We start from the raw sequence: 14,001 nt of genomic DNA on the forward strand, positions 1-14,001 counted from the left end.
AAATGAATCCTTAATAATTCATTCTTAAAATGCGTTACTATTTATTGAAAATCAGCTACTTACGCGTCTTTACATGACTGATAATGAAGTCTCCTACATTCTTCCCCTGCTTCATGCCGTTTTCAATTGCCGCACGATAATGGATTCCGCCATAGATCCTGCTCACAGAGGCTTCCTGAGCTGCCTGGTTAAACGATGCGAAGTTGCGGGCTGTCAGACCAAACTCAGTTTCAGTAGAGTCTGTGTAGGCAAAGTTATCACCCAATAACCCTGTCAGAGTAGTTGCTGCGGACATAGAAATTACGCTATGACCAGAAGTGTATTCAGGAAAGGGAGGAGTCTGCAGCAACGGTACCCAATTCTCATCAAGATACTGATTGATATAGGTTTCAGGGCGGATTACTTTACTGCGATATTTTTCATCCCAGCATACGATAAATCCATCTACCAGAGAAAGAGCAACACGCACATATGCTTCCGCGGAATTAACAAAGTCTTTTTTTGCCATCGTACAGGTAACACGGGTGATGTTCATCCAGTGACCTCCCGGGGAAATCTTTTTATTGGAGAACATAACATGACCTCTGACATTCATTACAAAAGGATTACAATCCCAGAAACTTGCAATTTGTCTTTGCTCATCAGATAGATTAACGCCAATGTTATAAACTTCACTGGCCTCTATAAAAAACTGACTTTTCTTGTCGAAAGAGAATGTTACTGCAGGTGCTGGCCTGAACTGAGCAGCAGAATCAATCACAAATGTTCTGATCTTGTTCCAATGTGGCTCTACGGCGTCGATATATCCGGGTGGCGTTGGTTTCCATGAACCGGCATCACTTTGAATAGTATACTTTGGAAAGGAACGCGATTGTTTATAGTTGTCTTTTGAAGACCATTTGAGAATGCGGGTAGCCACTTTACCACCATACTCAATTGAATTATCAAAAACCTCGTCTGGCAATCCTGCGTCCTTAAAATCGGTCATCATTTTCTGATAGAACTCTTCCATCTTATCCTCAGAAAATACAAGAGTCTTTCCGATGATCAATGCAGCATGAACGGAAGCAAGCGGATAGCAATACTCTTTTCCTGCTTCAGGTTGAGGGATAGAATCCAAGCCGTTCAGTTGACCTGACAACGATATAAATTGGGGGTCAGCGTGTCGCCCGGCTTCGTATGCTGCTACACTCGTATAGGCATAGATACGACTGGCTACTGGAGGGGAAAATATATCATAAACAATCCTGTCAGTAACCTGCTTGATTGCTCTGTGAAGAAATTCAGGGTCATTTACTTTCTTATCGTATTCAACTTTCTCTGTTGAGCATCCAAAGAGTACAAGAAGTAATAAAACTAAGGCTAGAGGACGATTCATACTTCAAAAATAGAACGATTTGTATATCACTTAACAGAATAGGTGGTTTTATTTACCCCTACTCCCCTTACTTCAAGCGACTTCCATCCTTTAGGAATTTTCGTTTTAATCTGAGTAATACCTGCATCACTGATCGTCAATCCACCAAACCCATTCAAAACTGCCTGAAGAAAACCTCCCGCGCCTGTTGCAAAATATGGATTAGTACCGCCCGCTGTTTCTGCGATCACACCAAAAGGTGGAACTTCATTCGGCTTATATGATCTGGCAAAAAGTTCTGTGGCTTTATCAAGATTACCCAATCTGGAGTAAAGGGTTGACAGTGCGGAGATGCCCATAGCCGGACCTTCAGGAGAATATCTGGGTTCGTAATACTTGAGATCCTTTTCAATTTGAGCTTTATCAGATATGAAGTCAAGCGGATAAGCCAGCAGATTTACATCCGCCTGCTTGATCATGACACCATCATATGTTTCGTTCTCTTTAGTCACGCCATCGGGAAACTTAAGAATGGGAATATTCTGAGCTACAATCTCCCAATCCGGATTGGGTACCAGACCTAATTCTTTTGAAGCCTGAGTTGCATAACGTAATGCGGTAATTGCCATTGCATTTGTAAAAGCATTGTTATCAATATTCTCCTGCCACTCATTCGCACCGATCACATTGTTAATCTCATAGCGGCCAGGTCCTTTTCGCTCTACCCTGCTTGCCCAGAAGTCAGCAACTTCCTTTAAGACAGGATAACCACGATCACGAAGCCACTGCTTATCCTTTGTTACCTGATAATATTTCCAGAACGCCCATGATACGCATCCGCTGATATGATGTTGAAATGGACCCGTCAATGCCCATACAGGAGTATCCTCTGTTCCTTCGTCAGATGATTCCCAGGGAAACATAGCACCTTTAAATCCATGAGAGAAGGCATTCTTTTTCGCAGCCTCCAATCTGTTAAATCTGTATTCGAGGATTGATTTTGCAATCTCAGGCTGCAACAAAAGTATTGGTGGATACATCCATAGTTCAGTATCCCAGAACACATGGCCATTATATCCTAATCCTGAGAGACCCATTGGTGACAAACTGTACCCAGTACCTTCCCGCACAAATGAATACAAGTGATACAATGCAAAGCGAACATCCTTCTGCATTTGAACATCTCCATCAATTACGATGTCACTTTTCCATAACTTCTCCCACTCTGCATTGTGCCGGTTCAACAATCTCTGCGTTCCTTCGAGTCTTGCAAAAATTGTCAGCCTTTCAGCTTCATTCATTGGATCATTATACTGCTCTGTCGATGTCAATGATGAAACGACGCTAAATGAGTAAGATTCACCTGCCTTCAAAGACTTGTTGAATTTTGCAAGGTGCATGTTGTAATCCCAATCTTCATGGATAATCACCGGCTCTTTACCATGTGGCTCATTAAAAATGATGCTATTGCTTGCTGCAACTGTGTGCTTGCCGGAAGGGCTTTTCCCAACAGAAGTCATCAAAGGAATTTTAACATGAGGTCTGTCAATCTCACTGTAAACATTTCGAACATCTACAAGATGGTTAGGAGATTCAATAACACTCATGGGGGTGAGTGCCACATCTTTTTTTGCTTTTATCTCAACAATCGACAAAGCTGTATAGGGTAAATGACGCAAGGCCATCATAGAATGTTTAACAGTAACTTTATCTCCCACATCAAAGGTTGTTTCCAATGATGCCTTCTTCATATCCAGAACCTGCCGGTAATTTGAAATATCCTTAATACCAATTCTGCGGCCGTCGACCTCAAGATTCATATTCACAGAATTGAAGGTTTTAAGAATATTGGAAACGCGTCCTCTCTGATAATAATCATATACACCGTTCAGCACAATATCACGAACCTTCATTGGCTCTGGTGAGGATACCAATCCAATCATCCCATTTGCTACGGTGACTCCATAATAATTTGCTGGGTCAATTCCCTTAGCCTCAACCTGCCATGGATTGGTGTTTTGTGAAAAACTCAGGCAGGCGATCAATAGCAATGGAAGTATAAAGATGTTCTTCATTTTACAATATTTTTAAACCCGACGATGGCTTGATTGTTCCTTGAAACTAGCACAATTTTCTCTTTCTTGAAATTATTAACTATTTGAATATCACGCACTTCACCAGTAATCAGTAATCCCGACAACATAGGATCAACGGACTTCCATCTTCCAGTGCCATCTCCGGTCATGACCAGCCCAATACTGCCATCATAGGGACCAAAATCAGGTTGGGTAGCAATAAGATTTCCTCCGAGTATGATATCCAACCGTCCATCGTTGTTAAAATCTCCAGCGTCAATGGCATAAACCGGTGAGCTCTGTGCTTCTCCTGGCAAATCAGACCGAATTAGCTTACCATTTCTGTTTTCAATATAGGATGAGGCGAAAACATCAACATGCATTTCCGCAGAGTTTCCCTTTTGTTGAGGCGTGATGATACTTTCAAGAATTACATTTCGATAGTCGGTGTATTTCAGGAACTTCTTTTTTAACATCGGTATCTGCTTGACCAATTGATCACGCGAAGCAAATGGATAGCTTTTATCCCCATTATAGTAAACCAGAATATGATCGGATCCACCGTTGCTGTCAAAGTCGCCCAGATACATTTTTACTGGCTTCTCTGGTGATGCTTTTAATCTCGAATTGAGACCGAGGTTTCCAACAATAAAATCATCATCACCATCCTTATCAAAATCCGATGCAATGATCACGTTCCACCAGCCATTGGTTTGTTTCATTCCAAATTCTTCTGTCCGATTTTCAAACTGATGAAGATCGTTCTGAATTAATACAGTAATTGGCATCCACTCTCCTACCAGGATTAGATCAGGTTTTTTATCAAGGTTAACATCAGTCCAGATCGCATCCTTAATCATACCTGGTTTCACCATCGTAGGATTATCAAAACGACTGTTCCCTAACCAGTTGTTGATCATTGAAAAACTTCCTGTTCCATCATTGCTTAGCAAAAAACTAGTTGGGCTCATCCCATAAAGAAAAGGGATGACGCTTGCTCCGATGAAAACATCCATATCGCCATCCTGATCGAAGTCACTGGCCTTGATGCAGGATGCATTGACTATAAATCTTGGCAGGGCTGATTCTTCATTCTTGAAAATCCCTTTTCCATTATTACGGTAGAATCTTGGCTTAAGATCTTCAGGGCTTGATTGTGGATTTTGTCCTCCTGACGCAACCATTAAATCGAGATCGCCATCACCATCAGCATCAAAGAACTCCGCGGCAATGTCTTCACACTGGGCACCTGATTTAAACGCTTCATTATTAAAATTCGTCCACGCTCCTGATTTTGTTTGAATGAAGAGTCCCGCAGACTGATCTCTTCCACCACCAATAAATATATCTACCAGTCCGTCGCCATTAACATCACCTTTTGCGAGCGGTGGCCCCTGAGTTGTTAACATGTGAGGGATAAGTCCTTCATTATTGAAAGCATTAACGTCATCCTCTTTGTGAGCAAATGATGGTGTTTCATTTAGGGAAAGAGGTTGCAGTAAGGTCCTCGTTGACCGGAGTGATTGATAGTTAAAATTACCGGAAGCTTGCTTTTCATCAACCGTGATCATCTGGTTACTCCTGACATTGATCATCTTTTGAAAGGCTCCACCGGGCCAGATGATAAAGAGTGAATCAATAGACTTCACGTGACCTAAACCCACATTGAGTCTTGTGTCAGATGATGAGCAGAATCCGCGTGAAGAAGAAACCTCCTGATAAGTAATGTTGCCTTGTGAGTAAGCAATAAGTTTACTTCCCAGCCCTTGCTTGTTGGCCCTTGATCCCTGAAAATTCACTTTCAAGTATGATGAATCATTTGAATTATTTACATACAAATAAGCCTTCTCATTTAAGTTGTTCACGATCAGGTCGAGATCGCCATCGTTGTCAAGGTCGGCATATGCTGAGCCATTGGATATTGAAAATCTGTCAAGCCCCCAGTTCGAAGTGGAGTCCGCAAACTTCATTCCATCACCATTCTTAAAAATGAAATTTGATACTTTGCTCTTAGGCATGGCATCCAAAATATCCATATCACCTTTGTCCATTGTTTTCAGAGAATCCTGAATGGCCTGATTGGAAATAAAGTTGATATAGTCCATATCGTTAGGTCTGCGCAGAATTCCATTTGTTATGAACATATCTTTCAATCCATCATTATCAAAGTCGGCAAGCAAAGGAGACCAACTCCAGTCCGTTGCATCAACTCCTGATTGAGGCGCGATATCGTTAAAAAATACAGAAGTATCTGAAATGCTTCTATTAACCTGAAGGCAATTCCTGGCTACCTGATAGTGATATCCATACTTTAATTTGAACTTGTAAATTTCATAACCATCCTCTCCAGCCGATGTTTTTATAATGGATTCATCTCTTGGTAGCATATCGAGACTAACGATGTCTGACCTTCCGTCATTATTAAAATCAGCAATATCCACACCCATGGAAAATCTGCTGGTATGAGGCATCGATTTTTCCAGAACCTGTTTGAAAGTCCCATCCTTTTTATTGATGTAGAGGTAATCATTCTCCTGAAAATCATTTGACACATAGATATCAGGGTAGCCATCGAGGTTGATGTCTGAAACGCCAATACCTAGACCATACCCAAGACGGCTACTAAAAATCCCAGCTTTACTGGTGACATTGGTGAACTTCGCTGATGGCTTTTGGGAATCATTGGTTGTCAGATCATTCCTGAACAGGATGTCGCCACTTAAAGAATCTGTATCCAATCTATGGGAAATTGTTACGTAGGATCCCGCACTGTGTACAGAGTGATTTAAAAGATAGCAATCAAGATCACCGTCGAGATCATAGTCAAAAAATATTGCCTGCGTGGATCGACCTGTAAAACTCAAGCCATACTCTTCCGTCCGGTCTGTAAAGGTGAGATCACCATTATTGATCAATAATTGATTGGTTGAATTGAATCCCTTGTACTTTCCAACGCCACATACATAAATATCTACAAATCCGTCGCCATTAACGTCTGCCATGGTTACACCAGTCTTCCAGTTTCCCAGGCCGATAACTCCGGCCTTATCCGTAATGTCCTCAAACTTGAAGTTGCCCTTGTTCAAATAGAGCTTATTGGAGTTTTGATTGGAAGAAAAGTAAAGGTCAATCAGGCCATCATTATTGATATCACCACAGGCAACACCACCTCCATTATAGAAATAGAGATATTCAACAATGTTAAAATTTTCATCTTCCAGAAGATCGTTGCTGAACTCTACTCCGGAAGTACTGGCAGGAACGAGAGAAAATCTTTTGGAATCGCTACTGTTTTCCTTGCAAGCCACCAGAAGCAAGCTGACAAAAAGCAAAGAGCATCCGTAGCGGAAAAATCTTATCATTTGATTTTGAGGAAAACAGGAGTGTCATTATTTCTGCTGATGACGAGCATGTCATCCTTGCCAACTTTTATTTTTTTAATGTCCCTCACCTCTCCGTCAATCAGCAGCCCTGATTCATGATTCGGAACAGTAGTGAATTTTCCTTTTCCATCACCCTTAAGAAAAGTTCCATAGCTCGCATCATAGCGCCCTACCTCTGGCTTTGTTTTGTAAAGATTTCCGCCAAGGAGTATATCGCTATTTCCATCCTTGTCCAAATCATCAATAAGAATTGCAAACACAATTGACAACTGTGCTTCCATAGGAAGCGCTTCGATTGTAAATTTCCCCTTCCCATCATTTAACAGTAATGAAGTTGCAAACGTATTTGCTTTAAGTTCAATTGACTTAGCCATTTGCTCAGGTGTAAATATTTTATCAATCGTTGCATCCTTATAGCTATCATACTTCAAGAACTTCTTCTTCAAAGAAGGTATTTGAGAGATCAGATCATGCCTTAGAACAACAGGATAACTTTTATCCCCGCTATAGGCACAGAGTATCTGTTCAATAGTTCCATTCTGATCAAAATCACCCACGAACATACTCACGGGTTTTTCCACACTTGCTCTGAATCTGGAATTCAAGCCAAGATTACCGACCACAAAATCAATATCTCCGTCATGGTCTACATCTGCTGATTCAATGCAGTTCCACCAGCCTTGTGAAAGATCTAATCCATTCTCTTTTTGCTCAGAGAAGTTTCCTTTGTTATTGAGGAACACTTTGACATTCATCCACTCGCCTACAATCAGCAAGTCCTCATCCTTGTCTCCGTCGATGTCAGCCCAGGACGAATCAGTGATGAGACCAATATTCTTTAGTCCCGGTGCAAGTTTGTCTGTTTGATCTGAGAAATTACCTTTTCCATCATTGATAAGGATATAGCCGTTCACTGGCATGCCGTAACTAAAGAGCTTTAATCTGACACCCACAAACAGATCCATGTCTCCGTCTCCATCAATGTCAGTTGATGTAACAGTTGATTTACTTTGAAACTCTGCTACTGGCAATATCTGCTTTGATTTTTCAAATACTCCACGACCGTCGTTAAAATATAACCGATCAAACAGAGCGCTGGATCCTGAAGAGAATTCATTTCCACCACTGCAGACATAGAGATCAAGATCACCATCGCCATCTGCATCAAAGAATGTACTTTCAATGTCTTCCGATCCTTTATCTTCTTCTAAAATTTTTTCATTTACTTTTTTGAAGGTTCCCTTTGCAGATTGAGTGTAAAGAACGCTTGATTGTTCTTTCGGAGCACCGATAAAAAGATCATCGAGTCCGTCTTTGTTTATATCAGCGACACTTATCTTCGGACCTTCGGTGCTTACCATGTGATAGATTAAGCGGTCGCGGTCAAAATCAACAAATTCATTTTCAGTTTGTTTAAAATCAACACCTAGTTTATTTGAGTTTACCTCTTTAAATAGACCATTACCTTCAACACCTTTTCCTGAAACAAAAGGTTTTCCCGCAGATGATTCCAACGTGAGTGTTTGATTGGTTTTGACAGAATCCAATTGAGTAATCGTACCATCTGGCCATTCTATAGTAATCTTATCTACAGAAGTAAGGGAGCCCAATCCGAGGTTGGGACGGAAATCGACTGTGCTTTCAAATCCGCGCATTGGCATCTGTTCCAGATAGAATTTTTTACCCTGATGCTCAGCTGTAATCTTTGTTCCGAGTGCCTGTAAATTTCCACCAGAACCCTTTAGTATAAATTTCAAATAATGATTCTGAGGTACTAATTTCTCTGCGTTATTCCTGTACAAGTATGATGGCATGTTAACATTGTTAACGATAAAGTCGAGATCACCATCGTTATCCAGATCGCCATAGGCACTGCCATTTGAAAATCCGGCTTCCTTACCGATCCAGGCAGAAGACATATTCTCAAAACCAAGATTTCCTTTGTTCCTGAAGAAATGGTTAGGTATTGGATTGGATGGCATAACGTCAATCAATTTTCTGTAATCCACCTTATCACCGCTCACTATCATTTTAACGAATTCCTCGCTGCTTGCATAGGAAAGAAAGTCCTGGTTGGTAAGATCCTGATAAATACCATTGGCAACGAAGATGTCTTTCAATCCATCGTTGTCAGCATCAAACATCAAAGCTCCCCAACTCCAATCAGTTGCTTCGACACCTGCAAATCTTCCAATTTCACTGAATGATTGACCCTGGTTGCTTACCTGCAGCATATTTCTTGTGAACTGGTGGAAGTAATCATTTGTAACTCCATACTGATAACGGTTCCAGTTATCAAAAGTGGTGACAGTCTTTATTCTTGAGTTTTCATTTGGCAACATCTCTGTGACAAACAGATCCGGAAATGCATCGTTATTGACATCTGCAAGATCGGCTCCCATAGAAGCTGCACTGATGCTTTTCATCGTGGCCGGAAGACATTCCTTAAAAGTTCCATTTTGATTATTGATGTATAAATAATCACGTTCGAAGAAGTCATTCGAAACATAGATGTCCTGCCAGCCGTCTTTGTTAATATCGCCTACTGTAACTCCCAGTCCGAAGGCAATGACACTTCCAAATATTCCAGCTGATTCACTGACATCTGAAAAATGTCCTTTGTCATTTCTTAATAATTTATGGCCACCTAACACATCACGCTTTCCTCTTTCATTTTTGCGCAAGTTGAAGCTTCCGATAGATTGGTATGAATTGTTGAGAATGTATAAATCCAGATCTCCATCTCTGTCATAATCAAAAAAGACTGCGTGGGTGGAGAAACCCTTGTCCGCTACACCATATTCTTCAGCTCGTTCGGAGAACGTCAGATCACCGTTGTTGATGAATAGTTCATTTTCACGGTCGTCACCTTTTACATCACCGGAGTTACAAACATAAATGTCTGTCCAACCGTCACCATTTACATCTGCAAGACTTACACCTGTTGACCAGGCGCGTGTGCCTGCGACTCCTGCTTTTTCAGTGATGTCTTCGAATTTAAAGTTTCCCTTATTAAGATAGAGTTTGTTCTTCTCCTGATTTGCTGTAAGATATACATCAAGTAGACCATCATTATTGATATCGGCAAGTCCTACTCCCCCGCCATTGTAGAAATTGCGATAGGTGTAAATATTAAAATCACGATCAAATGATAGTTTGTTAACGAAATTGATTCCACTTGAGTCAGGCGGCAGACTTGTGAACAAAGTCTGCAGTGGCTTGTCTTTATCTGGATTAGAACAACCGAAACAAGCAAGCGCCAGGAAGTAAAATGCGGCAACTCTAAAACGAAAATTCATTCTACCTTTTCTCAATTCTATGTTATTTCACACCGGTATGAACAAATCTATGATTCAGGATATCCTGAACTTCAATAGCCATGCTCTGTTTATCGATTTTTTGAAGAAGGATTCTCCTGTTACCATCTAGTTTAACGAGAATATCCTTTTCTCCTACTTTAGTGGTGATGAATTCGTTACCATTATACCATTTCATCAAAAGTTGCTTTGTCTTTCCCTCCAAACTATCAGTCTGCATTCCTTTCGCCCATGGAGCCCATAACTCATAACTCAATTCCATCCTCATCTCTGCTATCCTATCAGTTGAATCATACCCCGGCATGAAAAGCAATCTAAGTTTCGTCGGCTCGGAGTGAACTAAAGAGTCAACAAAAAGATACTGCACTGATTGGCCATTAGGACCCTCCATCACCAGATGAGCCGCATTTAAATCAAAGCACCTTCCATAAAATTCCTGGCGGGTGAAGCCGAATGGTATACCTAGCAAAATCGAATCATACCTTACACCTTTGGCCAATTCTCTTTTGACCAATTTGGTATAATCTGATTGAAAACAGCTTGTCAATGCCAGCGCTAATAATATCAGGCTAGTGGGATACTTTAAAAACTTCCAGGTCATCATTATGTTTAGCGAATAAAATGTATTTCGTTCCTTTTACTTCTACAAATTCTATGTCTCTTATCTGGCCTTTTACATTCAAATCGATACCCCGATTAAATGTGAACTGACCATCCTTTAATACCCCTTTAAAGAACCATCCATTGGAGGCATCATAACGTCCAAATTGGGGTTTTACCTGGTACTGATTTCCACCCGCAATTACGTCTTCCACCCCATCATTGTCAAAGTCTGACACGGATAAACTGTAAATTGGAGAATACTGAGCTTCCAATGGAAGTGCCATTCGCGAATACCCTTTTGCCCCTGAAAGCAATAACGTTGACGCTAGCACCTTTACCTCAAAAACCCGGGCTTCGTCAAGTACTGCTTTTGGAAAAATCTCATCTATTGATTTCTTACCATAATCCTTATAATAGAGCAGTTTCTTTTTTAACGACGGCATCTGGGATAAGAACTCATCCTTATCAACCAATGGAAAATACTTTCCGTTGATGCTGGTGCAGTAGATTTGCTCCAAAGAACCATTCTTATCAAAATCACTGACATACATTCTATCTCCGTTTTTGAAAAATGTGTTGAGTCCATGATTTCCAAAAACAAAATCAATCTTCCCGTCCTTGTTGAAATCACCTGATTCTATATCGTGCCACCAGCCCTGGGTATTCGTTAAATCAAATTCAGCAGAAACGTCCACAAAGGTTTTATTCTTGTTCTGAAGAAATGTGATTGGCATCCAATCACCGGCAATTACAATATCACTCCATCCATCGCCATTAAAATCCTGAACTTCAATATCCGTTACCATTCCAATTTTCTGAAGACAGGAGGCAAAATCTTTTGTAACATCTTTAAATGCTCCATTCCCATCATTCTCCAATAGGAAAACCTTTCCACCGATACCATAAACGAACGGATCAAATCTTTCTCCAACCAAAATATCTTCATCGCCATCCTTGTCGAAGTCAATAGAGGCAACTGCGCTGGTGGAAATAAATCCAATGGAAGGAAGTGAAACAGGTGCTTCCGCAAAATTTCCATGTCCGTCATTCAGGAAAAGTTTGTTGAGCAAGGCATCGGATCCCTGGGAAAAAGATCTTCCCCCTACTGCCATTATAAAATCAAGGTCACCGTCCTTGTCAACATCCAGAAAAAGTGCTTTCGTTTCTTCAGACGCGGAATATTTTGCAAATGATTTAGGAAGCGACGTCTTTAGTTTTTGATCTTTAAAGTTAATGAGCAATCCACCCTGATCCCTTCCACCGCCTACATACAGCTCTTTAATGCCATCTCCGTCAATATCTCCTTTTGCCAATGAAGGGGTTTCATTGCTGTACATCATTGGCAACAATCTGTCACGATTGAAATCAACCACATTGCTACTTACATGCTTGAAAACCGATCTATGGACCAACTCCAGATGGAAATTGGTATTTTTCTTCTTCAGAGCATTATAATCATGAGGATTACTTTGCTCCTTTATGATAGAGACCTTTCTATTCACCGGCAAATTATAAACTGTCGAATAAGTATTATCAGTCCAGTTGATCACAAGGGAATCAATGTGTTTTATATCCGTTCCGAGTCCAATTGTAATATTTGATTGCACACAACTTTGAAATCCCCTGGTAACGTAATGTCACCTACAAACTCATTAGTCCCGCAATAAACTTTAATATTCGCTCCCGTTTCAAAAGTATTTTTACCTTTTGACGACAGTGAAACCGTAATACTTTTATACTTAGAAGAGTCGGAATTATTCCGATATAGCACGGCTGATGCATTGATATTGCTTACAACAAGATCCAGGTCGCCATCATTATCAAAATCTCCGTACGCGCTCCCGCTTGAAAACATGGGGTCTCCCAGTCCCCAGGCAACAGCAGAATTTTCGAAATTCAGATCGCCTTCATTTCTGAAAGCATAGTTAGGAAAGGTAGAAGATGGCATTAAATCAATCAGCTTCAGGATTGCATGCTTCTCCTGTTTTATTATTTCTCTCACATTATCCTTTTCACCTGTGTAGGTGAGGTAATCCCGATCCAATAAATCCTTATAAATGCCATTAGCTATGAAAATATCCCTCTTACCATCATTGTCCATATCAAACAGCAATGCTCCCCAGCTCCACTCCGTTGCTGATATCCCGGCCAATCTTCCGACTTCTACATAGTTATCAGATCCAGTCTTTTTATGCAGAACATTTCTTGGAAACTGGTGATAATACCCGTTTTCAAGATTCAATTGATATTTATTCCAGCTCTCGAAAATGGTTTTTGTTTTCTTTCGGTTTAAAGAATCCGGAAGCATCTCCGTTACAAAAAGTTCAGGATCACCATCGTTATCAAGATCTGCAAAGTCTGCTCCCATGGATCCCATACTGATGGATTCAAAATAATCTGTTAGGGATTCCTTAAATGCGCCGTGCTGATCATTGATGTACAGGTAATCACGTTCAAAGAAATCATTCGAAACGAAAATGTCGATCCATGTATCATCATTAAAATCTCCCAACGTAATTCCCAATCCAAATCCAATATCACTTCTGTATATTTTTGCCTGTTCAGAATGGTCTTTGAACTTTCCGTTATCATTAATAAAGAACCTGTTACCACCCAAAGTATCCGGAATATTCCGATGATCCTTAACAAGGTCATAAGCACCAACAGACTTGATTGAATTGGTTAAAAGATAGCAATCAAGGTCACCATCCTTGTCGTAATCAAAGAATGATGCCTGAACAGAAAGTCCGGTAATATCCAGGCCGTACTCTTTCGATTTTTCACTGAATGTTAAGTCCCCATTATTGATGAACAGTTCATTATTCCTATGTTCTCCAACGGGGTTTCCTGACTTGCACACGTAGATATCAAGCAATCCATCAGAGTTAATATCGGCAAAGGTCACTCCGGTCGACCAAACACCCTTACAGGCCACTCCCGCCTGATCTGTAATATCTTTAAATGTTAAACCTCCTTGGTTCAGATATAGCTTGTTATCTACCTGGTTTCCGGCTAGATAAACATCCAGTAATCCATCATTATTGATGTCACCAATGGCTACGCCGGCACCATTGAAAAAATTGCGATAAGTATATGGATTGAACTGATCTGTAAAAGTGAGATCGTTCTGAAAGTTAATTCCAGACTCTTTGGTAATATTTGAAAATAATGTGTGAGGTGATGAATGATCATTTGAGCAGCCCCACAAAACAACCAGCACCAGAATCTTAAAAAATTTCATCGCTTAAAAAGAGAATAGCGCCCAA

7 protein-coding genes are annotated in these 14,001 nt (G+C 40.6%); all 7 read right to left on the reverse strand.

The window, feature by feature from the left end; all coding sequences use genetic code 11:
* Nucleotides 1-55: 55 nt before the first annotated feature.
* From HOP08_00175 to HOP08_00205, 7 genes are read right to left on the reverse strand one after another with little or no spacing between them, the layout of a single operon-like run.
* Complete coding sequence (locus HOP08_00175) at nt 56-1,378, reverse strand: vanadium-dependent haloperoxidase (protein NOT73309.1); 1,323 nt, start codon at nt 1,376-1,378, stop codon at nt 56-58.
* 26 nt (nt 1,379-1,404) lie between these two features.
* Nucleotides 1,405-3,432: a glycoside hydrolase family 65 protein gene (locus tag HOP08_00180; GenBank protein NOT73310.1), complete on the reverse strand. Its 2,028-nt coding sequence runs from the start codon at nt 3,430-3,432 to the stop codon at nt 1,405-1,407.
* Nucleotides 3,429-6,794, reverse strand: coding sequence for a CRTAC1 family protein (locus tag HOP08_00185; protein NOT73311.1), 3,366 nt, complete (start codon nt 6,792-6,794; stop codon nt 3,429-3,431). The genes HOP08_00180 and HOP08_00185 overlap by 4 nt, the downstream gene beginning before the upstream one ends.
* On the reverse strand, nt 6,791-10,114 hold the full coding sequence (locus HOP08_00190; GenBank protein ID NOT73312.1) for a VCBS repeat-containing protein: 3,324 nt from the start codon (nt 10,112-10,114) through the stop codon (nt 6,791-6,793). Before HOP08_00190 ends, HOP08_00185 begins: the two co-directional genes overlap by 4 nt.
* 22 nt (nt 10,115-10,136) lie before the next feature.
* Entirely contained in the window at nt 10,137-10,733 is a 597-nt protein-coding gene (locus HOP08_00195) for a hypothetical protein (protein ID NOT73313.1), read from the reverse strand.
* The gene (locus HOP08_00200; protein ID NOT73314.1) at nt 10,702-12,342 is read right to left on the reverse strand and encodes a hypothetical protein; all 1,641 of its coding nucleotides are present in this window, start codon (nt 12,340-12,342) and stop codon (nt 10,702-10,704) included. Before HOP08_00200 ends, HOP08_00195 begins: the two co-directional genes overlap by 32 nt.
* Complete coding sequence (locus tag HOP08_00205) at nt 12,303-13,976, reverse strand: VCBS repeat-containing protein (protein ID NOT73315.1); 1,674 nt, start codon at nt 13,974-13,976, stop codon at nt 12,303-12,305. The genes HOP08_00200 and HOP08_00205 overlap by 40 nt, the downstream gene beginning before the upstream one ends.
* Between the last annotated feature and the right edge of the window lie 25 nt (nt 13,977-14,001).

It is taken from the genome of Cyclobacteriaceae bacterium (assembly GCA_013141055.1).
Lineage (GTDB): Bacteria > Bacteroidota > Bacteroidia > Cytophagales > Cyclobacteriaceae > ELB16-189.

Coding starts and splice junctions, on each gene's coding strand:
- HOP08_00185 (NOT73311.1), bottom strand. CDS start 6,794: ATGATAAGATTTTTCCGCTACGGATGCTCTTTGCTTTTTGTCAGCTTG.
- HOP08_00175 (NOT73309.1), bottom strand. CDS start 1,378: ATGAATCGTCCTCTAGCCTTAGTTTTATTACTTCTTGTACTCTTTGGA.
- HOP08_00205 (NOT73315.1), bottom strand. CDS start 13,976: ATGAAATTTTTTAAGATTCTGGTGCTGGTTGTTTTGTGGGGCTGCTCA.
- HOP08_00195 (NOT73313.1), bottom strand. CDS start 10,733: ATGACCTGGAAGTTTTTAAAGTATCCCACTAGCCTGATATTATTAGCG.
- HOP08_00180 (NOT73310.1), bottom strand. CDS start 3,432: ATGAAGAACATCTTTATACTTCCATTGCTATTGATCGCCTGCCTGAGT.
- HOP08_00190 (NOT73312.1), bottom strand. CDS start 10,114: ATGAATTTTCGTTTTAGAGTTGCCGCATTTTACTTCCTGGCGCTTGCT.